We start from the raw sequence: 22,114 nt of genomic DNA on the forward strand, positions 1-22,114 counted from the left end.
AATCGCCCCGCCCGTCATACGCACGGGCGGGGCGTTCGGGTTCCCGGGAGGCTAGCGACGCTCGATCACGACGCTCTGGATCACGACGTCCTCCCGCGGACGCTCGGTGCGCGGATTGGTGGGGGTGGTCGCGATGGAGTCCACGACCTTCTGGCTGGCGGGGTCGGTGACCTCGCCGAAGATCGTGTGCTTGCGGGTGAGCCACGCGGTCGGCGCGACCGTGATGAAGAACTGCGAGCCGTTGGTGCCCGGGCCGGCGTTCGCCATGGCCAGGAGGTAGGGCTTGGTGAAGCCGAGGTCCGGGTGGAACTCGTCGGGGAACTGGTAGCCGGGACCGCCGGTGCCGTTGCCCAGCGGGTCGCCGCCCTGGATCATGAAACCCGAGATGACCCGGTGGAAGACCGTGCCGTCGTAGAGGGGGTCGTGGGAGGTCCGGCCGGTGTGCGGGTCCGTCCACTCCCTGCCGCCCTCGGCGAGCTCCACGAAGTTCTTGACCGTCTTCGGCGCGTGGTTCGGCAGCAGCCGGACGGTGATGTCCCCGTGGTTGGTCTTCAGGGTGGCGTAGAGCTGCTCGGCCACGATCTTGCCTTCCATAGTCCTCACTGACAGGGGCAAATCCTCGCATGCCGCGGCATCCCGCAGGCACCTGTCGCGCCGCAGGTCCTCCGGTGGCATCGTCGGTGAAGGCCCCCCTTGACCCGGATGCCCGTACGCACATGCCGTACCCAGCGGCGGCGGGCATGATTTCAAACCGGGTGGAAAGGCGAAAACCGAACGCCACCGAGGAGGAGGTTCTCGTGACCCGCATCGACAGCGTGCGCGACGCAGCCGAGAGGACGAGGGACAGCGTGCGGCACGCCGCGGACGTGGTGGCGCCGTACGCCGACACAGCGAAGGTCAACGCCGTGCACTACGCGGACGAGGCCAGGATCTACCTGGCACCGCGGGTGTCGGCGGCCGGGCGGCAGGCGCGCGCGGCGGCCCGGTCTCAGTACGACGCGCACCTGGCGGCGCGTCTCGACCAAGCCCTGGCGGCGGTGCCGCCGGGCGTCCAGCAGAAGGTGGGGACCGCCGCCCGGCGCACCCGTGACACCGCCCGTCTCGCGGCGGAGTTCACGGCGCCGCGGATGGGCCAGGCGGTGACCACCGTGCGCAGTGTCGCGGCCCCGGCCGCGGAGGAGGCGGCCGCCCGCAGCGCCGCCGCCGTCGCCGTGCTGCGCAGCCACGTCACGGCGGACGACATCCGCAAGCTGGAGCGCCGCCGCGAGCGCCGGGCCCGCAACGGGCGGTTCGCCAAGGGCCTGCTGCTGGCGGGCCTCGTCGCCGGGGCTGGCTTCGCGGCCTGGAAGTGGTGGAGCAAGCAGACCAACCCCGACTGGCTGGTGGAGCCCGCGCCCGCCACCGAGGTCGCCGACCGCGCCTCCCTCAACGGCGGCGTCGAGGCAGACGCCTCGTTCGGCAAGGTCGACGGCTCACCGGTGGACGCCCTCGACCCGGAGGTGCAGGCCAAGCAGGCCGAGTCGGACGCCGACGACCGCCGCGACCGCGGGGACACCTACCCGTGACGTGACGGCCCGGGCACCGGCGGCGGTGCGACACGGCAGGCAGAAGGGCGGCGGACCCGTGACGGGTCCGCCGCCCTCCGCCGTACGCGTCGCAGGTCACCGTCGGGACGGCACGGCCGGCGGCAGGACCTCCTCCTCGGCCTCCGGGTCGGGGATCTCCGCCGGCACCCCGCGCAGGGTGTACAGCGCCGCGACGGCGCCCACGGCGAGCAGCACCGCCCCCACCACGGCGGTGACCTGCACGCTGTGGCAGAAGGCGTCCTTCGCGGCCGTCAGCAGCGCGATCCCGTCCGCCCCGGGTACCCGCGCGGCCGCCTCGGCGGCCCCGCCGACCGACTCCCGGGCGGAGTCCGCGGTGCCCGCCGGCAGCCCAGGGGGCAGGACGAGGGCGTCGCGGTAGACCGCGCCGAGCAGCGAGCCGAGGACCGCGATGCCCAGCGAGCCGCCCATCTCCATGGCGGTCTCCGAGACGGCGGCGGCCGCGCCGGTCCGCGCCTTGGGGGCGCTCGCCAGAATCGTGTCGTTGGTGACGGAGACGATCAGGATGATGCCCGCGCCGTTGACGACCAGCGGCGCCAGCAGCCCCCAGTACGGCGTCCCCGGCGAGGACAGCGAGCCGAGCGCCGCGGTGCTCGCGGACAGCAGCACCAGCCCGAGTGCCACCACCCGGGCCCGGCCCAGCCGGGGGATCAGCGCGGTGGCCGCCGGAGCGGCGAAGGCCGCGGCCAGCGGGCCGGGGAGGAGTGCCAGCCCCGCGGTGAGGGGCGACCAGCCGCGGACGACCTGGAAGTACAGGGAGAAGGCGAGCGACAGCGTGGACGAGGCGAAGATCATGACCAGGTTGGAGCCGACCGCGCCGCTGAAGGCCGGGTTGCGGAACAGCCGCAGGTCGATCAGGGGTTCCTCGACGCGCACCTGGCGGCGGGCGAACAGCGTCAGGGCCGCCGCCCCGACCGACGCGGCGATCCACACGGGCGCGTGGTCCGCGCCGTCCCGGAAGCCCTCCTTGATCGCGTAGACGGCGCCCACGACACCGACGACCGACAGCGGCACACCCATCCAGTCGAGCCGGCCCGGGCGCGGGTTGCGGGACTCGGGCAGCACCAGGACACCGGCCACCAGGACGACGGCCATGAGCGGGACGTTGATCAGGAAGACCGAGCCCCACCAGAAGTGGTCCAGCAGCAGGCCGCCGACGACCGGGCCGAGCGCGAAACTCGCGGCGCCGACGCCGCTGCTGATCCCGATCGCCGTGGTGCGCTCCCTGGGATCGGTGAAGGCGTGCCGAACGACGGAGAGCGTGGAGGGGACCATCGCCGCCCCGGCGACGCCGAGCAGCGCGCGGCCGGCGATCAGTGTCCCGGGAGTGGGGGCGTAGGCGGTGAGCAGCGACGCCACACCGAAGGCGGCGGCGCCCAGCAGCATCATCCGCTTGCGGCCGAGCCAGTCGCCGAGGTTGCCCATGACGACCAGCAGGCCGCCCATGGCGAAGCCGTAGACGTCGGAGATCCACAGGATCTCGGTGCCGGAGGGGCCCATGTCCCGCAGCAGCGAGGGGATGGCGTAGTTGAGCACGCTGTTGTCGACGCCGAGGAGCATGGCGGCCAGGCAGCAGACGGCGAGTGCCGCCCACCGGTGCCGGGCGGGGGCCGCGGGGGCCGAGGCCGCGGCGTCGTGTGTGCTTGCGGGATTCGTCATGGCCGACACGGTGCGCGTGGACGCTGACCGCCCACGCACCGCGCGCTGACCGGCGGCTACGGGTGCCCGGTCAGCGCGGTCAGCGCCCGCAGCGCCCGGTCGGAGGGAAGCCGTGCACCGCGCGCCAGCGCCTCGTCGTGGGCCGGTTCGCCGAGGGCGTCCCGCACGGCGTCCCCGGTGCGGGCGGCGTCGGGACCGGCCGGCACCTGCGGACCGCGCAGCGCGCGGCCCAGGCCCAGGAGTTCGGCGGCCCGAGCCGGCTCCCCCTCGGCGAGTTCGAGCCCGGCGAAGGCGTCGGCGAGGTTCGCCGCGAGCGGCAGGTCGCGGGCTCCGTGCTCCACGTCGGCCGCCTCACGGAAATACCCGCGGGCGGCGGCCGTGCCGCCCTCCTCGAGGGCGATCCTGCCGAGGGCGATGTACGCCTCGGCGCGGGCGCTCTCGCCGGTGTACCAGCCGTCCAGCGACTCGGACAGGGCCAGCCCCGACAGCCGCCGCGCCTCGACGAGGTCGCCGGTCAGCCGGGCGCACTCGCCGAGGCCCAGGTGGGCCCCGGCGAACATCTCCCGGGCGCCGCAGCCGCGGGCGAGTTCCAGACCGCGCGTGAAGTCGGCCCGGGCCTGCTCGTACCGTCCGGCCCGCAGACCGCATCTGCCGCGCTCCCCGAGCAGTTCGGCGACGCTCTCGGTGGCGCCCAGCTCGGCGGCGTGGCCGAGGGCCTCGTCGATCAGCCCCACGGCCCGCGCCACGTCACCGCGGGCGCCGGACAGCCAGGCGAGCTGGGTGAGGGCCATCGTGGCCCCCCAGCGGTCGCCCAGGGCGCGGAACCCCGCGAGGGCCCGGCCGAACTCCGTGTCGGCGGCGGCGATGTCCCCGCCGACCATCCACGCGCGGAATCCCGAGCCGACGTGGACCAGTGCCTGCTGCCAGGGTTCGACGAGGGTCGCCGCGCTCGTCGCGTACCGGGCGTACGTCTCGTCGTCCGGCACCCCGGCGAAGGGCGCCCAGAGCAGGTTCAGCACCGGGTAGCGGCGGGCCATCCCGCCGAGCCCGGCGACGACGTCCGTGGCGGCCGCCAGGTGGACGGCGAGTTCGGCCTGGTCGGCGGTGACGGAGGCGGCGGTGATCACGCACAGCGCGTACTCCTCCGCCAGCCCCGGCGGCCCGCCGGGCCCGGTCGCCGCCAGCAGTTCGCGGGCGGGCCGGGCGCCCTCGTACCGTATGCCGCGCAGCATCCAGTACGTGCACAGGGCGGCGAGCAGCCGCAGCGCCAGGGCGGTGTCGCCCGCGGCCACCGAACCGCGCAGCGCGGCGTGCAGGTTGTCGTGGTCGGCGGTGAGGCGGCGCAGCCACTGCAGTTGCTCGGCGCGACGCAGCCACGGGTCGGCGGTCAGCGCAAGATCGAGGAAGTACGCGGCGTGCGCCTCACGCAGCGCCTCCGACTCGCCCGTCTCCGCCAGGCGTTCGGCGGCGTACGCCCTGATGGTCTGGAGCAGCCGGTAGCGGACACCGCCCGCGCCTTCTCCGTCCCCGTCCCCGTCCCTGTCCCCGTCCGGACGGTCCACCACCAGCAGCGACTTGTCGGCGAGGGAGGCGAGCAGATCGAGCATGTCCTCGGCGTCGATACTCTCCCCGCCCGCCGGACCGTCCACCGGCCCCGCGCAGATCGCCTCGGCGGCCGGCAGGGTCCAGCCCCCGGCGAAGACGGAGGCGCGGCGCAGCACGGTGCGCTCGTCCTCGGGCAGCAGCTCCCAGCTCCAGTCCACGACACCGCGCAGGGTCCGCTGGCGCGGCTGGGCGGTGCGACTGCCCCGGGAGAGCAGCCTGAAGCGGTCACCCGGCCCGGCGAGCCCATCCCCGAGCCGGGCGGCGATGTCGGCGGCCGACAGCGACCGCAGGCGGGCGGCGGCCAGCTCGATGGCGAGCGGGACGCCGTCCAGGGCACGGCAGATCCGGGCGGCGGCCTCGGCGTCGGGCAGCCGACCGGACGGGCTCACGGCGGCAGCACGCTCCAGGAACAGCCGGACGGCGGGGGAGCCGAGCACGTCCTTCTCCGGCGCACCGGGCAGCGGCAGGGGCAGCGGTTCCAGCGGGCAGAGCGTCTCGCCGTTGACGCCGAGCGCCTCCCGGGTGGTCGCCAGCACCCTTACCCGCGGGCAGGCGGCCAGCAGCTCCGCGGTGATCCGGGCCGCGTCGGCGATCAGGTGCTCGCAGTTGTCCAGCACGAGCAGCAGGTCCCGGTCGGCCAGGGCGGCCGCCAGGCGGGCGAGCGGAGCGCCTTCCGGGCCGGCTGCCTCACGCCCCGCGGCCCCGGCGAGCGGGCCCGCCTCCCGCAGGCCCAGGGCCCCGGCGATCGCCTGCGGCACCTCGGAGCCATGGGTCAGCCCCGAGAGGTCCACGAAGCAGACCTCCCCCCTGTGCCGTCCGGCCGCCTCCACGGCGACACGCGTCTTTCCCGCGCCGCCCGGGCCGATCAGGGTGACCAGCCGGACGTCGGCGAGCCGCTCGCCGATCCGTGCCAGCTCCTCCTCACGTCCGATGAAGCTGGTCAGCTGGGCGGGCAGGCCGTACCGGAGGAAAGACGCGGCCGGGTCGCCCGCGGACGGTGTTTCACGTGAAACAACCGACGCCCCGCCATCCGGCGCGCCCCCGGAGACGGAGGCCGGCGCGGGACGAGCCGGGCCCGGCTCGCCGCGCAGCACCGCCAGATGGGCCTGGGCCAGCTCCGGGCCGGGGTCCGCGCCGAGGGACTCGGCGAGCTCGCGCCGCGCGTCCTCGTACACCCGCAGCGCCTCGGACTGGCGGCCGCAGCTGTACAGCGCGCGCATCAACTGGGCCCGCAGCCGTTCCCGCAGCGGATAACGGACGACCAGCTCCTGCAGCTCGGCGACGAGTTCCCGGTGGTGCCGTGCGTCCAGAGCCAGCTCGGCCGCGATCCGGTCCTCCACCGCCGCGATCCGCAGTTCCTCCAGCCGTGTCGCCTGCGCCCGCGCGAAGGGAGCTTCGCCCACGTCCGCCAGGGCGGAGCCCCGCCACAGGTCCAGCGCACCGCGCAGCAGACCCGCGGCCTTCCCCGGCTCACCGGCGGCCAGCGCCTCCCGGCCCTCGGCCGCGAGGCGTTCAAAGCGGTGCACGTCCACCTCGTCCCGGGCGACCACCAGCCGGTAGCCCCCGGGAGGGCGCTCGATCGGCACGCCGACGGCCGCGCGCAGCCGTGAGACCTGGGACTGCAGCGCATTGCCGACCCCGGCCGGCGGCTCGTCCCCGTACAGCCCGTCGATCAGCCGCTCGGTGCTGACGATCCGGCCCGCCTCCAGCAGCAGCATCGCCAGCAGCGCCCGCCGTCCCGGGCCTCCGACGGAGGCGGTGCCCCCGTCGTCCCGCAGCGCTCTCGTCTCCCCCAGAATGCCGAAACGCACGCCGCCGATTCTGCCCCAGATTCACTCCGGCGCTCCCGCAAGGACCGGAAGGGCGACCCCGCACCCGGCTCCGGACACACGACAGGCCGGGACCTCGATGAGGTTCCCGGCCCGGTCGGACGGTGTGGAGCCTAGGGGAGTCGAACCCCTGACATCCGCCATGCAAAGACGGCGCTCTACCAACTGAGCTAAGGCCCCGTGCCGCAGACCAGCGTACCGGCTGCGGAGACGATCACCGACCGAGTATCGGGGGTCCGTAGGATGACGGGCAAGTTCGCGGCCGCAAAGGTCCCCCGTCAGGAGCCCGCAATGGACACCTCGCAGCCGGACGCCACCACCCGCGTCCAGGACATGCAGCGCACCTGGTACGGCGAGCCGCTCGGCGTGCTGTTCCGCCGGCTCATGGAGACCCTGGGGCTGAACCAGGCGCGGCTGGCGGGGGTGCTGGGGCTGTCGGCGCCGATGCTGTCCCAGCTGATGAGCGGACAGCGCGCGAAGATCGGCAACCCCGCGGTGGTGCAGCGGCTCCAGGCGCTGCAGGACCTCGCCTCGGAGGTGTCCGCAGGAGCGGTGACCGCGGCGGACGCCGTGCCGCGGATGGACGAGATCCGGGGATCGGCCGGCTCCCCGCTGCTCGGCACCACCCAGAGCGCGACCGGAACGCCGCTGCCGCCCGCACGCCGGGTCGTCCACGAGGTCCGCGCGCTGCTGCACACGGTCGCCTCACCGGCCGAGATCGCCGAGGCGGCCGACTCCCTCGCCCACCGCCACCCCCAACTGGCAGAGTTCCTCCAGGTGTACGGTGCCGGCCCGTCCGACGCGGCGGTCCGGGACTACGAGGCGCGGAAGCGGGGGGCGGACGCACACCATGGGTGAGGTCTTCGCGGGCCGGTACGAACTGGTCGATCCGATCGGCCGCGGCGGGGTGGGCGAGGTGTGGCGCGCCTGGGACCGGCGGCGCGGGCGCTACGTGGCGGCCAAGGTGCTGCTGCAGCGGGACGCCCACGCCCTGCTGCGCTTCGTCCGCGAGCAGGCGCTGCGCATCGACCACCCGTACGTGCTCGCCCCCACGAGCTGGGCGGCCGACGACGACAAGGTGCTGTTCACCATGGACCTGGTGCGCGGCGGCTCGCTGTCGCACCTCATCGGCGACTACGGCCCGCTCCCGCCGCGCTATGTCAGCGGCCTGCTCGACCAGTTGCTGTCCGGTCTGACGGCGGTGCACGCCGAGGGCGTGGTGCACCGGGACATCAAGCCCGCGAACCTGCTGATGGAGGCGACCGGCACCGGGCGCCCGCACCTGCGCCTGTCCGACTTCGGGATCGCCATGCGCAAGGGGGAGCCCCGACTCACCGCGGCCGACTATGTGGTGGGCACCCCGGGTTACTTCGCCCCGGAGCAGCTCCTCGGCGCCGAGCCGGACTTCCCCGCCGACCTGTACGCGACGGGGCTGGTCGCCCTCTATCTGCTCAGCGGCAGCAAACCCGACGCGGAGGCGGTCGTCACCCAGTACGCCCACGGCATGCCCCGGGCCCCGCAGGGCGTTCCCGGGCCGCTGTGGGAGGTGATCGGCACCCTGCTGCAGCCGGACCCGGAGGCCCGCTTCCGCACCGCCTCGGGCGCCCGCAAGGCCCTGGCTGCGGCGGTCGAGCTGCTGCCGGACCCGGAGCCGGACGAGGAGGCCGTCGAGGTCTTCGACCAGATCGGGCCGCTCCCCGCGGGCTTCTCCCCCGACGGCCCGGTGGATCCGGCGCCGTCCGTGGAGGAGACCGGGAGCTTCCGCCTGCCGCCGCCCGCGCCACGGCCGGCCGGGACGGCCCCTACGCCTCCCACACCGCCGACGCGGGCGCCGGTCGCCCCGGCGCCCACCCGTCCGTACACGGCCACCACGACGGGTGCCACGACGGGTGCCGGCCCCGCGATGGCCGCTCCCGCCGCCCCCCTCGCTCCGCCGGTACCACCGCCCCCGGCCGTCGCCCCGGCCGTGACCGCCGCCCATGCCGCCGCGCCGGCACCCGCGCGTCGCCCCGGCCCTCCCGCCAGGGTCGTCGTGCCGATGCTGCTGGTCGCGGCCCTCTGCCTCGCCTTCGGCTTCTGGGCGCTGTCAGCGTCCTCCTGAGACCTCGGCTGGACGGCGCCGCGCGGCCACGGTCCAGACCGCGAGCGACAGCAGCAGCACGGTGCCGGCGCCGAGCGCCGCGAAGCCGAGGGCCCGCAGCAGCGGGTTCCCCGCACCGGGCTCACCGGGCAGGCCCAGGTCCTCGCCGGGGTCACCGTCGTACGACGGCCCGGGCCGCGCGGTGCCCTCGACGTCGACCCGCAGGGTGACCGGGACGGCCCCGTCGACGAAGCCCGCGACCTCCGGGTGCACCGACACCGCCAGGTAGTAGGAGCCGTCGAAACGGGCCGCCGTCACGGCGTCGCCGCTCTCGAGGCGGTTGGCGTAGGCGACCCGGCCGGTCGTGGCGGTGACGGAGGTCTGCTCGCCCGAGTAGGAGGCGGTGTCGGTGCCGATGAAGGCCCAGCGGGGGTTGTAGACCTCCACGCGCACACCGGAGCCGCTGTAGCCGCCCGGCTTCGTCACATCCGCGTTGGCGAAGTCCGCCGCGACCCAGGCCTGTTGTCCCCAGCCGACCGGCACCCGGTAGAAGCGCGTCTGACCGGGCAGCACCTCGTCCCTCCAGACCCCATTGCCCAGAGCCCCGGCGTGCACGAAGTCCGCGCCCCCGTCGGTGGCGCGGGCGGTGCCGCTCGCGGGCACCGGCGTCCGCGTGCCGGGGCTGAGGGCGGGGCCCGGCGCGGCACCGTCGGTGAGCCCCGGCTCGTCGGTGAGGCGGATCTGCAGGGGCCAGGGCGCGGCGTCCGAGGTGCCCTTCGACGTGCGCGTCACCTCCAGAACGTACGCGTGCGCCTCCTGGCACGGCCCGTCCTCGGCGATGGTGCGCTTGACCCAGGTGCCGATCGGCCGCGCCGCCCCGTCGGCCGAGAACGTCCGGTGGCCGCTGTCGCAGCGGGTGCCGTCGGTGCTGGTCAGCGTCAGCTCGATGCCGTCCCCGTACGCCACCTCGGTGCCCGGGCGGGGCAGCGCGAAGACGGCGACGTAGGACGAGCTCACCGCGTCCAGGTCGAGGGCGTAGTTCCTGCCGCCCTCGTCCGCCGCCAGGGTGTCCCGGTACAGGACGCCCGGTTCGAGCCGTGGGGCGTCCGCGGTGCTCGCCCGCCCCTGTATCGGCTCGCCCTGCGGCTGCCAGGCCGGGACCGCCGGGTCGGCGGACGCCGATCCCGCCGCTCCCGCCAGCAGCGCGAGCGCCGCGGCCGATGCGAGTGCCCTGCGGATCATGCCCCGTCCCTCCGTCTGCGGCCCAGCAGGACCACCGCCGCGACCCCGGCGAGCGCCACCGCGCCGCCCGCGGCCGCCGCGACCGCGTCGCCCGCCGTCATGAAGCCTCCCGTGTCCGCGGGGGCGCCGCCCGCGGTGCTGTCCGTGTCCCCGGCGGCCGCCCGCTCCCCCTCGCCCCGGCCGGCGCCCGGCTCGCCGCGCGCCGATGCCCCGTACTCCGGCCCGGCCAGCTCCGTACCCGTCACGTCCACGCGGAGAACGACCCGCACCGCCGCGTTCCGCGCCAGCCCCGCCGCACCCGGACCGAGCGACAGCGCGACGTAGTGCTCGCCCGCCGTACGGGCGCCCCGGGCGCTTCCGCCCGCGGCCCAGCGGTTGGTCCACGTCACCGGCACGGTGCCGAGCCCCACGGACAGCGGCCGCCCGTAGTAGCCGCGGCGCTGCGAGGCCCCGGAGGCATCGCCGAGCGGCTGCCGTCCCGGCCCGTACGCAGCCGTCGCCACGAAGGAGAATGCCGTGGAACCCCCCTCCAGGAGCGGTTCGTTGGCGAAGTCGGCGGAGTAGGTCAGACGCTGTCCCCAGCCCACCCGCACCGCGTAGAAGCGCGTCTGCCCGGGCAGCAGCGTGTCGCGCCAGACGCCCGTGCCGAGCCTGCGGGCGTCGTTGAACCCCGTACCGCCCTCGACGTCGTGCGGTGCGCCCGTAAGAGCCGCCGGCGGGTCCCCGTAGCGGGTCGCGGCCGGTGCCGGGGTGGCGCCCGCCGGGAACGGCCGCTCCGAGCCGTACCGCAACTCCAGGGGCCAGCGGGCCCGGTCGGAGCCGGCGGCGCTGGTGCGGTGCACGGACAGCACGTAGCGCCCGGCCTTGTCGCAGGCACCGTCCCGGTCGTCAGTGGGGATCCGGCTGACGGCGCCGCCGATCACCATCGCGCCCTCGTCCTGCCCGAAGTGCGCCGCGTCCGAGCCGCAGGTGAGGGGATACCTTCCCGTACCTGCCAGCCGCAGCTCGACACCGTCCCCGTACGCGGCCCTCACACCCGGCCGCGGCACCGCGGTCACCGCCAGGTCGGCGGTGGAGGCCGCGTCCAGGGTCACCGCGTACCAGCGGGTCTCGCCGGGCCCGATGTCGTCGACGTACTGGCCGGGGGACAGGGCCGGAGCACCGGTGGCACCCGTCCCGCCGGTCACGCGCCGGCCCTGGAGGCGGTACGCGTCCGCGCTCAGCCGGGAGGCCCGCGTCAACTGCCGCACGAGCGAGGCGGCGTCGGGGGCGTCGTAGTAGCTGCCGTGACCCGCCGCGGCGATGCACTCCAACTGCTCGCGGGCGCCGCCCCGCACCTGGAAGCCGACGGTGTCGATCCGCAGGTCCGCCCCCTGCCCGGCGAGCCGTGCCGCCACCTCGCAGGGTTCGGGCGCCCCGCAGGTGTCCTCGCCGTCGGAGACCAGCACGATCGTCCGCCGCCCGCCCTCGGGCAGATCGGCGGCCGCCTTCCGCAGCGACAGCCCGATGGGGGTGTCCCCCTTGGGCCGCACGCCTGCCACGGCCTGCTTCAGGGCCTCCCGATCCAGGGGCCGCACGGGCTCCAGCAGCCGGGTGTCGTCGCAGCCGTGCTCCTTGCCCGCGCCGTAGACCCGCAGTCCCGTGGGGTAGCCGTCCGGCAGCGCGTCCACGACGGCTCCGACGGCCCGCCCGGCCGCCGCCATACGGGCGCCCGCCATGGAGCCTGAGGAGTCCAGCACCATGACCAGTCCGTCGCGGTTGCCGTCGCCGGCAGCGCCGGCCGCCGCGCCGGCGGCCTGCGCCGTCCCGGCCGGGCCCAGCAGGGCGCCCAGCACCGCGAGCCCGCACACGGCCCCCAGGGGCCCCGCAAGCCCGCGTGGCAGCGCATTTCCTCGTCGCATGTGCTGTTCCCCCTCGCACATCTCCGGCCTCAGCGAAGCTATTGATTTGCGACAGCAAATACAAGCGGATCACGTCACGGTCGGGCAACAACGACGCGAACATGACGAGGCCCCGACCACATCGTGATCGGGGCCTCGGGAATCCTTCGTCCGGGCTGTGCCGTCTCAGACGCTCGCGCCGGAACCCGCCGGAACGGAGTCCGTGGCCTCCGTCCACAGGTCCTGCTCGGCGCGGTCCGCCTGGATCTGGCGGTACACGAGGAGACCGCCGATGGCGGCCAGTGCGACCAGGAGAAACTTCTTCACCGCGCGACCTCGTCCTTCTTGCGTTGGGGGTCCTCCGACGGGCCCGACTATACACACCGGTCGATATCGAACGGTGACCTGCCACCGGATCCAACTCCGCCGACGCGGACAAGGAAACGGCCCGTACGGATGATCCGTACGGGCCGTTCACGCGGTGGGGCTAACAGGACTTGAACCTGTGGCCTCTTCCTTATCAGGGAAGCGCTCTAACCGTCTGAGCTATAGCCCCGCGCTGCGTTGCGTTGAAAGATTAGCGCACACGGGGCCGTGGCCCAAAATCGGTTACTCGTCCTCCGCCAGCGTCAGCTCCACGCCGCCCACCATGCCGGCCGACATGTTGTAGATGAAGGCCCCGAGCGTGGCCAGCGCCGTGGCCAGCACGACGTCGATGACCGCGATGACCGCCGTGAAGGTCAGCACGCGCGACATCGACAGGAACGACACCAGGTCGAAGCCGCCGTCCGAGCCGGACGAGGTGGCCTCGCTGAGCGTGCCGCCCACCGTCGTGAAGACGCCGATGGCGTCCATCACCATCCACAGCACCGCGACCGCGATGACCGTGCAGATGCCCAGCGCGATGGAGAGCAGGAAGCTCACCTTCATCACCGACCACGGGTCGGCCTTCGCCACCCGCAGCCGCGCCTTGCGCGTACGCGGGACGGTACGGGCCGCCGGACGCGGCTGGCGGACGCCCGCGGTCGCGGGGCCCCCGGCCGGCGGCGCGTACGCCTGAGGCGGCTGGTGCGGCCCCTCCGGCTGGTGCTGGGGCTGCGGCGGCTGCTCGGCGACCGGGGCGCCGGGCGCGCCCCCGTAGGTCTGCTGGTGCACGGCGTGCTGGTGCTGCGATGGACGGGTGTCAGTCACGGTGATTCCCCCCTGGTGCGGGCCGTTGTCCGTACGTGGGCCAGGGGCACCGCCGATCGCGTCCGGAAGGGCGGCCGGCATCGGCTGCCCTCCGTCCGCGCCCGTCCCACCCGCGGCGCCCTCGGCTCCACTCACGGTCTTCTACTCCTCCGACTCGGCGGCCACGGGCTGCTCGCCCTCGGCCTCTTCGGCGGCGACGACCTCTTCGGCCTCCGCCCCCGCCTCGGCATTGCGGGCGACGCCCACAACTGCATCCTTTTTACCGAGGTTGATCAGTTGGACGCCCATGGTGTCACGCCCGGTTTCCCTGATCTCGTTGACACGGGTGCGAATCACGCCGCCGCCGAGGGTGATGGCGAGGATCTCATCGGTCTCCTCCACCACCAGCGCCCCGACCAGGGAGCCCCGGTCTTCGACGATCTTGGCCGCCTTGATGCCGAGTCCGCCGCGCCCCTGGACCCGGTACTCGTCCACACTGGTGCGCTTGGCGTACCCGCCGTCGGTGGCGGTGAAGACGAACGTACCCGGTCGCACGACATTCATCGAGAGCAGTTCGTCCCCTTCGCGGAAGCTCATGCCCTTCACACCCGAAGTGGCACGGCCCATCGGGCGCAGCGACTCGTCCGTCGCGGTGAACCGGATGGACTGCGCCTTGCGGCTGACCAGCAGCAGGTCGTCGGCCGGACCGACCAGCTCGGCGCCGATCAGCAGGTCCTCGCTGCCGTCGTCGGTCTCCCGCAGGTTGATCGCGATGACACCGCCGGAGCGGGGGGAGTCGTAGTCCTTCAGCGAGGTCTTCTTCACCAGGCCCGACCGGGTGGCGAGCACCAGGTAGGGCGCCGCGTTGTAGTCGCGGATGGCCAGCACCTGGGCGATCTGCTCGTCCGGCTGGAAGGCCAGCAGGTTCGCCACGTGCTGCCCGCGGGCGTCACGGCCGGCGTCCGGCAGCTCGTACGCCTTGGCGCGGTAGACACGGCCCTTGTTCGTGAAGAACAGCAGCCAGTGGTGGGTGGTGCTGACGAAGAAGTGGTCGACGATGTCGTCTTCCCGCAGCTTCGTGCCGCGCACGCCCTTGCCGCCGCGCTTCTGGGAGCGGTAGTCGTCCGTCTTGGTGCGCTTGACATAGCCGCCGCGGGTGATCGTGACGACGATGTCCTCCTCGGCGATCAGGTCCTCAATGGACATGTCGCCGTCGAAGGGCACCAGCGCCGAGCGCCGGTCGTCGCCGAACTTCTCGACGATCGCCGTCAGCTCCGTGCTGATGATGCCGCGCTGCAGCTCGGGGGAGGCCAGGATGCGGTTGTACTCGTTGATCTTCGCCTGGAGTTCGTCGTGCTCCTGGACGATCTTCTGCCGCTCCAGGGCCGCCAGGCGGCGGAGCTGCATCTCCAGGATCGCGTTGGCCTGGATCTCGTCGATCTCCAGCAGGCCCATCAGGCCCTCTCGCGCCACGTCGACCGTGGCGCTGCGCCGGATCAGTGCGATGACCTCGTCGATGGCGTCCAGGGCCTTCAGCAGACCGCGCAGGATGTGGGCGCGCTCCTCGGCCTTGCGCAGCCGGAAGCGCGTCCGGCGGACGATGACCTCGATCTGGTGGGTCACCCACTGCTTGATGAACTGGTCCAGCGACAGGGTGCGCGGCACGCCGTCGACCAGCGCCAGCATGTTGGCGCCGAAGTTCGTCTGCAGGTCGGTGTGCTTGTAGAGGTTGTTCAGCACGACCTTGGCGACGGCGTCGCGCTTGAGCACGATCACCAGGCGCTGCCCGGTCCGGGAGGAGGTCTCGTCCCGGACGTCGGCGATGCCGCCGACCCGGCCGTCCTTCACCAGGTCGGCGATCTTCTGCGCCAGGTTGTCGGGGTTGACCTGGTACGGCAGCTCGGTGACGACCAGGCACTGCCGGCCCTGGATCTCCTCGACCTCGACCACCGCGCGCATCGTGATGGAGCCGCGGCCGGTGCGGTACGCCTCCTCGATGCCCTTGCGGCCCACCACCAGGGCGCCGGTCGGGAAGTCGGGGCCCTTGATGCGCTCGATGAGCGCGTCGAGCAGCTCCTCGTTGGACGCCTCGGGGTTGGCCAGGTACCACTGGGCACCCTCGGCGACCTCGCGCAGGTTGTGCGGCGGGATGTTGGTCGCCATGCCGACCGCGATGCCGGCGGAGCCGTTGATCAGCAGGTTGGGGAAGCGCGACGGCAGGACCGTCGGCTCCTGGTTGCGGCCGTCGTAGTTGTCCTGGAAGTCGACGGTCTCCTCGTCGATGTCCCGGACCATCTCCATCGACAGCGGAGCCATCTTGCACTCGGTGTACCGCATCGCGGCGGCCGGGTCGTTGCCCGGGGAACCGAAGTTGCCGTTGCTGTCGACCAGCGGCATGCGCATCGACCACGGCTGGGCCAGGCGCACCAGCGCGTCGTAGATCGAGGAGTCGCCGTGCGGGTGGTAGGTACCCATGACGTCACCGACGACGCGGGCGCACTTGTAGAAGCCGCGCTCCGGGCGGTAGCCGCCGTCGTACATCGCGTACAGCACACGGCGGTGGACGGGCTTGAGGCCGTCCCGGACGTCGGGCAGCGCGCGGGACACGATGACGGACATCGCGTAGTCCAGGTAGCTGCGCTGCATCTCCGTCTCGAGGCCCACGGGCTCGATACGCATGGTGTCCGTCACCGCGGCTGCGCCCTCGGGGCCCTCGGGCGTGGCAGGGGTGGGGTTCTCCCCGCCGGGGACGGGGGGGTTCTCGTCGGCCATTGCTGGTCAAAGTCCTTTCGGGCGGCGGCTGATGGGGGCCGACTCAGATGTCGAGGAAGCGGACATCCTTGGCGTTGCGCTGGATGAAGGAGCGCCGGGCCTCGACGTCCTCGCCCATCAGCACCGAGAACAGGTCGTCGGCGAGGGCCGCGTCGTCCAGGGTGACCTGGCCGAGCACGCGGTGGTCGACGTCCATCGTGGTGACCCGCAGTTCCTCGGCGTTCATCTCGCCGAGGCCCTTGAAGCGCTGGATCGAGTCCTCGCGCACGCGCTTGCCGTTCTGGCGGCCCAGCTCGATCAGGGCGTCGCGCTCGGAGTCGGAGTACGCGTACTCGAAGTCGTCCCGGCCCCATTTGATCTTGTAGAGCGGGGGACGGGAGAGGTACACGTGGCCCGCCTCGACCAGCGGCCGCATGAAGCGGAACAGGAAGGTCAGCAGCAGGGTGTTGATGTGCTGGCCGTCCACGTCGGCGTCGGCCATCAGAATGATCTTGTGATAGCGCAGCTTCGAGATGTCGAAGTCCTCGTGCACACCGGTGCCGAAGGCCGAGATCAGCGCCTGGATCTCGGTGTTCTGCAGGATCTTGTCGATCCGCGCCTTCTCCACGTTCAGGATCTTGCCGCGGATCGGGAGGATCGCCTGGTACTGCGGGTTGCGGCCGGACTTGGCCGAGCCGCCGGCGGAGTCACCCTCGACGATGAAGATCTCGCACTTGGCGGGGTCGTTGGACTGGCAGTCGCTCAGCTTGCCCGGCAGCGACGCCGTCTCCAGCAGGCCCTTGCGGCGCGTCAGATCGCGCGCCTTGCGGGCGGCGACACGGGCGGTGGCCGCCTGGATCGACTTGCGGATGATGTCCGCGGCCTCGTTGGGGTTGCGGTCCAGCCAGTCCGTCAGGTGCTCGTGCACGACCTTCTGGACGAAGGTCTTCGCCTCGGTGTTGCCGAGCTTGGTCTTGGTCTGTCCCTCGAACTGCGGCTCGCCCAGCTTGACCGAGATGATCGCGGTCAGGCCCTCGCGGATGTCCTCGCCGGTGAGGTTGTCGTCCTTCTCACGGAGCAGCTTCTTCTCGCGCGCGTACTTGTTGACCAGGGTGGTCAGCGCGGCGCGGAAGCCCTCTTCGTGGGTGCCGCCCTCATGGGTGTGGATGGTGTTGGCGAAGCTGTAGACACCCTCGCTGTACTGGGTGTTCCACTGCATCGCGACCTCGACGGAGAGCATCCGCTCCTTGTCCTCCGCGTCGATGTCGATCACCGACGGGTGGACCGTCTCGCCCTTGCGCGAGTTGAGGTACTTCACGAAGTCGACGATGCCGCCCTCGTAGTGGTACGTGACCGAGCGCGGCTGGCCCTCGTTCTCCACGTCCGCGTGCTCGGGGCGCTCGTCGGTCAGCGAGATGGTCAGGCCCTTGTTCAGGAAGGCCATCTCCTGGAAGCGGCGCGAGAGCGTCTCGAAGGAGTACTCGAGGGTCTCGAAGATGTCGCCGTCGGCCCAGAAGGTCACCGAGGTGCCGTTCTCCGAGACCTCCTCGTTCTTCTGCAGCGGGGCGGTCGGGACGCCCATCTTGTAGTCCTGGGTCCAGCGGAAGCCCTCACGCTTGACCTCGACCGCGACCTTCGTCGACAGGGCGTTCACCACGGAGACGCCGACGCCGTGCAGACCGCCGGAGACGGCGTAGCCGCCGCCTCCGAACTTGCCGCCGGCGTGGAGGACGGTCAGCACGACCTCGACGGCGGGCTTGCCCTCGGACGGCACGATGTCCACGGGGATGCCGCGGCCGTTGTCGATGACGCGCACGCCGCCGTCGGGGAGGATCGTGACGTTGATGGTGTCCGCATGACCGGCCAGCGCCTCGTCGACGGAGTTGTCGACGACCTCGTACACCAGGTGGTGCAGGCCGCGCTCGCCCGTCGAGCCGATGTACATGCCCGGGCGCTTGCGAACCGCGTCCAGGCCCTCCAGGACGGTGATCGCGCTGGCGTCGTACGCCGCGCCTGGGGCGGGCGCGGCGGAGCCGTCAGCTGCGGACGTATTGATCTCGTTGGGGTTGCCGGAATCGGCCACGAAGCGCCCTTTCTGGCACAGCATGAGCCGGGTCCCGCGGGGCGGAACCGGCTTCATCACTCGACATCTTCGACTGGTCCCGCTGGGGTCCCCCGGTGCCGGAGGCCAGGGGCGGGCGGTACTGCCATCAGTCTACCGGTAGCGCCGACATAGATGGGGCTTTGGCGGTACCTGAGTTCCCGTGTGCCCGACTGAAGTACCTCCTGCCGACTCCCCACACGCGGACCGGGTCTCAGAACGGCTCACGCGGGCGCACAGGGCTTCGACCCGATTACGCACAGCAGGTTTCCGGCCTATCCGTACGTATCGCCCGGCCCGCGGCTCCCGGGAGCACGCAGCCGCCCGTACGAACGCACCGGTCCCCCCGGCCCCAGGACCTTGATCAGTTTCACCGTGCCGTGCCCGAGGTCGGCGTTCAGCCTGGCCACCAGCGTCGGGGCGAGCAGCCGCAGCTGCGTCGCCCAGGCCGTGGAGTCGCACTGCACGGTGAGGACCCGCTCCTCCTCGTCGTACCGCTGGGGCTGGCAGTGCAGGGCCACGTCGTCGCCCACCAGCTCCGGCCAGCGGCCCATCACGCCGCCCACCGCCGCCGGGGCCTCCCAGCCGCGCTCGGTGATCAGCCGGCTGATCGCGGCGCCCAGGGGCAGCGGATCCCGCCCGTCCGCCCGCGCACCGCTGCGCAACCCTCCGCGCCGGGCCTGCTTCTTCTGCTGCGCGGCCGCGCCCCTCGCGCGGGCCTGCTCCTTGGCGGCGCGCAGCGCGACCCTGGCCAGGTCGACGCCGGTCACCGGCTTGTCCCCGGCGCCCGTCCCCTGCCCGGGCTGCTGCTGATCCGTCATGCCCGCTCCACGCCGCCGTCCTCCACCGCGTACCGGGCACCGATCAGCACGTCCGGCACGTCGTCGTCCACCGCCGCCGTCACCAGGACCTGCTCACCGGGGGCCACCAGCTCCGCCAGCCGGGCCCGGCGCCGGGCGTCGAGCTCGGCGAAGACGTCGTCCAGCACCAGCACCGGCTCACCGCCGTCGGCACGCAGCAGGTCGTACGAGGCCAGGCGCAGCGCCAGCGCGTAGGACCAGGACTCGCCGTGGCTCGCGTACCCCTTGGCGGGGAGCTGGCCCAGCTTGAGGGAGAGGTCGTCCCGGTGCGGGCCGACCAGGGTCACCCCCCGCTCGATCTCCTGCCTGCGTGCCTCGCCCAGGGCCTCCAGCAGCAGTCCGTACAGCTCCTCGCGGCCCGACGCCCCGGCGATCCGTTCGCCGATCGAACTGCGGTACTCCAGGACGACCGGGCCGCCGCCCGGTGCCAGCTGCTCGTACGCCTTGTCCGCCAGCGGCTGCAGGGCGTGGGTGAGGTCCAGGCGCTGGGCCAGCAGCTCGGCTCCGGCCTTGGCCAGGTGCTGGTCCCAGATGTCGAGCGTGGACAGGTCGCCCCCGCGCCCGCCGTGGCGGCGGGCCACGGCGGCGGACTTCAGCAGGGTGTTGCGCTGCTTGAGGACCCGCTCGTAGTCGCTGCGGACGCCCGCCAGCCGTGGTGCCCGGGCCGTGAGCAGTTCGTCCAGGAAGCGCCTGCGCTCCCCCGGGTCGCCCTTGACCAGGGCCAGGTCCTCGGGGGCGAAGAGCACCGTCCTGACTATCCCCAGCAGGTCGCGCGGGCGGACCTGGGAGGAACGGTTGAGCCGGGCCCGGTTGGAGCGTCCCGGGTTGATCTCCAGCTCGATCAGCTGCTGCCGTTCGCCCTGCACCACGGACGCCCGCACGATCGCCCGGTCCGCGCCCATCCGCACCAGCGGGGCGTCGTTCGCGACCCGGTGGCTGCCGAGGGTCGCCAGGTAGCCGATGGCCTCGACCAGATTGGTCTTGCCCTGGCCATTGGGGCCGACGAAGGCGGTGACGCCCGGGTCGAGCGGGACCTCGACCCGGGCGTAGGAGCGGAAGTCGGCGAGCGACAGATGCGCGACGTGCATGGCTGCGCGCCGCCTCCTTCCCGTGGGTGCGACTAGTGCTTCTCGACGGCGTGGCCGCCGAACTGGTTGCGGAGCGCGGCGATCATCTTCATCTGCGGGGAGTCGTCCTGGCGGGACGCGAAGCGGGCGAAGAGGGACGCGGTGATCGCGGGCAGCGGCACGGCGTTGTCGATGGCGGCCTCGACCGTCCAGCGGCCCTCGCCCGAGTCCTCGGCGTAGCCCTTGAGCTTGTCGAGGTGCTCGTCCTCGTCGAGGGCGTTGACGGCCAGGTCGAGCAGCCAGGAGCGGATGACGGTGCCCTCCTGCCAGGAGCGGAACACCTCGCGCACGTCGGTGACCGAGTGGACCTTCTCCAGCAGCTCCCAGCCCTCGGCGTAGGCCTGCATCATGGCGTACTCGATGCCGTTGTGGACCATCTTCGCGAAGTGGCCGGCACCGACCTTGCCCGCGTGCACGGAACCGAAGTTCCCCACCGGCTTGAGGGCGTTGAAGACCGGCTGCACCTTCTCGACGTGCTCGGCCTCGCCGCCGTACATCAGCGCGTAGCCGTTCTCCAGGCCCCAGACGCCGCCGGAGACGCCGCAGTCGACGAAGCCGATGCCCTTGGCGGCCAGCTCCTCGGCGTGCTTCTCGTCGTCCGTCCAGCGGGAGTTGCCGCCGTCGACGACGACGTCACCGGGGGAGAGCAGCTCACCGAGCTCATCGATCGTCGACTGGGTCGCGGCGCCGGCCGGCACCATCACCCACACCACACGCGGGGCCGCGAGCTTGTCCACAAGTTCCTGCAGGCTGTGGACATCGGCGAGATCCGGGTTGCGGTCGTAGCCGATGACGGTGTGACCGGCTTGGCGGATGCGCGTGCGCATGTTCCCGCCCATCTTGCCGAGACCGATGAGACCGAGCTCCATCGTTGATCCTTCGTTCGAAGCCTGCCTGACCTACGTCGAGCCTACGTCGGCTCCCGCAGGGCGACGCGACCGGACAGGCCTCGCGTCAGCCGGACAGCCGGACCGGCATGATCAGGTACTTGTACGCGTCGTCGGCCTCGGCGTCGACGGCCGGACGGCCGCTGAGCAGCGCGGGCTTCGTCGAGGTGGTGAACGACAGCTGCGCCACCGGCGAGTCGATCGCGCTCAGGCCGTCCAGCAGGAACGTGGGGTTGAAGGCGATCGAGATGTCGTCGCCCTCCAGCTTCGCGTCCACCCGCTCCACAGCCTGTGCATCGTCGCTGGAACCAGCCTCCAGGGTCAGCACGCCCTGCTCGAAGCTCAGCCGGACCGGCGTGTTGCGCTCGGCCACCAGGGCCACGCGCTTGACGGCCTCGACGAAGGGGGCGGTCTCGATCACCGCGACGGAGTTGAACTCGGTCGGGAAGAGCGTCCGGTATTTCGGCAGATCGCCCTCGAGCAGGCGGGTGGTGGTGCGGCGGCCCGCGCCCTCGAAGCCGATCAGGCCCTCGCCCGCGCCGGAGCCGGCCAGGGCGATGGCGACCGAGTCGCCGTTGGTGAGGGACTTGGCGGTGTCCAGCAGCGTCTTGGCGGGCACCAGGGCGACCGCGGAGATGTCCGGGGTCTCCGGCTTCCACAGGAACTCGCGGACCGCGAAGCGGTAGCGGTCGGTGGCGGCCAGGGTGACGGTGTCGCCCTCGATCTCGATCCGCACACCGGTGAGCACCGGCAGGGTGTCGTCGCGGCCTGCGGCGATGGCGACCTGGGCGGCGGCAGCGGCGAAGACCTCGCCGGGGACGGTGCCGGAGGCGGTCGGCATCGCGGGCAGCGCCGGGTACTCCTCCACAGGCAGGGTGTGGAGTGTGAATCGCGAACTGCCGCACACGACGGTGACCCGCACGCCGTCGGTGGAGATCTCCACAGGCCTGTTGGGAAGTGCGCGCGAGATGTCGGCGAGCAGCCGGCCGGAGACGAGGACGGTGCCGTCCTCCTCCACGTCCGCCTCGACGGACACCCGGGCCGAGACCTCGTAGTCGAAGCCGGACAGGCTCAGCTGGCCCGACTCGGCCTTCAGCAGCAGGCCCGCCAGGACCGGCACCGGGGGACGGGCCGGGAGACTGCGGGCCGCCCAGGCCACTGCCTCCGCGAGTACATCGCGCTCCACCCGGATCTTCACCGGAACCGCCTCCTGCTGTTGCTGGCTGTCTGTGGCCGACTCTCTTGGCCCTGCTGGCCCTCTTGCCGGGAACAGTCTGACAGCCGCCGCGGACATGCGGTGCGGGTTGGGGTCAAGCCGG

Annotated in this window: 15 protein-coding genes, 2 tRNA genes and 1 pseudogene; 3 read left to right on the plus strand and 15 right to left on the minus strand. The window is 72.8% G+C overall.

Features of this window, described 5'->3' with window-relative positions:
* Positions 1-51 precede the first annotated feature (51 nt).
* On the minus strand, positions 52-579 hold the full coding sequence (locus tag PV342_RS11085; RefSeq protein WP_329191117.1) for a peptidylprolyl isomerase: 528 nt from the start codon (positions 577-579) through the stop codon (positions 52-54).
* A 218-nt stretch (positions 580-797) separates the two neighbouring features.
* Between PV342_RS11085 and PV342_RS11090 the strand changes: the two genes are divergently transcribed.
* Positions 798-1,565: a DUF5324 family protein gene (locus PV342_RS11090; protein WP_018559201.1), complete on the plus strand. Its 768-nt coding sequence runs from the start codon at positions 798-800 to the stop codon at positions 1,563-1,565.
* Between the two features lie 96 nt (positions 1,566-1,661).
* On the opposite strand, the gene PV342_RS11095 is transcribed toward PV342_RS11090, so the two are convergent.
* The 3 genes from PV342_RS11095 to PV342_RS11105 form a co-directional block, all read right to left on the minus strand.
* Positions 1,662-3,263: an MFS transporter gene (locus tag PV342_RS11095; RefSeq protein ID WP_500316807.1), complete on the minus strand. Its 1,602-nt coding sequence runs from the start codon at positions 3,261-3,263 to the stop codon at positions 1,662-1,664.
* A gap of 56 nt (positions 3,264-3,319) precedes the next feature.
* A complete protein-coding gene (locus PV342_RS11100; protein ID WP_500316809.1) occupies positions 3,320-6,679 on the minus strand; it encodes an AfsR/SARP family transcriptional regulator in 3,360 nt (1,119 codons plus the stop codon).
* Positions 6,680-6,804: 125 nt separating this feature from the next.
* Positions 6,805-6,877, minus strand: a tRNA-Ala gene (locus PV342_RS11105).
* Positions 6,878-6,988: 111 nt separating this feature from the next.
* Between PV342_RS11105 and PV342_RS11110 the strand changes: the two genes are divergently transcribed.
* A complete protein-coding gene (locus PV342_RS11110) occupies positions 6,989-7,555 on the plus strand; it encodes a helix-turn-helix domain-containing protein (protein ID WP_400799737.1) in 567 nt (188 codons plus the stop codon).
* The gene (locus PV342_RS11115; RefSeq protein ID WP_400799734.1) at positions 7,548-8,798 is read left to right on the plus strand and encodes a serine/threonine-protein kinase; all 1,251 of its coding nucleotides are present in this window, start codon (positions 7,548-7,550) and stop codon (positions 8,796-8,798) included. The genes PV342_RS11110 and PV342_RS11115 overlap by 8 nt, the downstream gene beginning before the upstream one ends.
* Here PV342_RS11115 and PV342_RS11120 read toward each other — a convergent pair.
* The 11 genes and pseudogenes from PV342_RS11120 to dnaN form a co-directional block, all read right to left on the minus strand.
* Complete coding sequence (locus PV342_RS11120; protein ID WP_400799731.1) at positions 8,784-10,019, minus strand: hypothetical protein; 1,236 nt, start codon at positions 10,017-10,019, stop codon at positions 8,784-8,786. The genes PV342_RS11115 and PV342_RS11120 overlap by 15 nt on opposite strands.
* Positions 10,016-11,920 (minus strand): VWA domain-containing protein, encoded by a 1,905-nt coding sequence (locus tag PV342_RS11125; RefSeq protein ID WP_400799728.1) that lies wholly within the window; start codon positions 11,918-11,920, stop codon positions 10,016-10,018. The genes PV342_RS11120 and PV342_RS11125 overlap by 4 nt, the downstream gene beginning before the upstream one ends.
* Before the next feature lie 165 nt (positions 11,921-12,085).
* Positions 12,086-12,226 carry a DLW-39 family protein gene (locus PV342_RS11130; protein ID WP_018559211.1) on the minus strand — a complete coding sequence of 47 codons (141 nt, stop codon included), beginning with the start codon at positions 12,224-12,226 and terminating at the stop codon, positions 12,086-12,088.
* A gap of 155 nt (positions 12,227-12,381) precedes the next feature.
* Positions 12,382-12,455: transfer RNA gene (locus PV342_RS11135), tRNA-Ile, on the minus strand.
* A 53-nt stretch (positions 12,456-12,508) separates the two neighbouring features.
* A complete protein-coding gene (locus tag PV342_RS11140; RefSeq protein ID WP_433421844.1) occupies positions 12,509-13,225 on the minus strand; it encodes a DUF3566 domain-containing protein in 717 nt (238 codons plus the stop codon).
* A gap of 6 nt (positions 13,226-13,231) precedes the next feature.
* On the minus strand, positions 13,232-15,841 hold the full coding sequence (gene gyrA, locus PV342_RS11145; RefSeq protein ID WP_018559213.1) for a DNA gyrase subunit A: 2,610 nt from the start codon (positions 15,839-15,841) through the stop codon (positions 13,232-13,234).
* 43 nt (positions 15,842-15,884) lie between these two features.
* On the minus strand, positions 15,885-17,927 hold the full coding sequence (gene gyrB / locus PV342_RS11150; RefSeq protein ID WP_018559214.1) for a DNA topoisomerase (ATP-hydrolyzing) subunit B: 2,043 nt from the start codon (positions 17,925-17,927) through the stop codon (positions 15,885-15,887).
* A gap of 269 nt (positions 17,928-18,196) precedes the next feature.
* Positions 18,197-18,742: a DciA family protein gene (locus PV342_RS11155; RefSeq protein WP_018559215.1), complete on the minus strand. Its 546-nt coding sequence runs from the start codon at positions 18,740-18,742 to the stop codon at positions 18,197-18,199.
* Entirely contained in the window at positions 18,739-19,869 is a 1,131-nt protein-coding gene (gene recF, locus PV342_RS11160; RefSeq protein WP_400799723.1) for a DNA replication/repair protein RecF, read from the minus strand. Before recF ends, PV342_RS11155 begins: the two co-directional genes overlap by 4 nt.
* 32 nt (positions 19,870-19,901) lie before the next feature.
* A pseudogene (gnd, locus tag PV342_RS11165) lies at positions 19,902-20,783 on the minus strand (phosphogluconate dehydrogenase (NAD(+)-dependent, decarboxylating)); the annotation flags it as partial.
* Between the two features lie 79 nt (positions 20,784-20,862).
* Entirely contained in the window at positions 20,863-21,993 is a 1,131-nt protein-coding gene (dnaN, locus tag PV342_RS11170; RefSeq protein ID WP_329186736.1) for a DNA polymerase III subunit beta, read from the minus strand.
* Between the last annotated feature and the right edge of the window lie 121 nt (positions 21,994-22,114).

The organism is Streptomyces sp. PA03-3a, from assembly GCF_033792735.1.
Classification (GTDB): Bacteria; Actinomycetota; Actinomycetes; order Streptomycetales; family Streptomycetaceae; genus Actinacidiphila.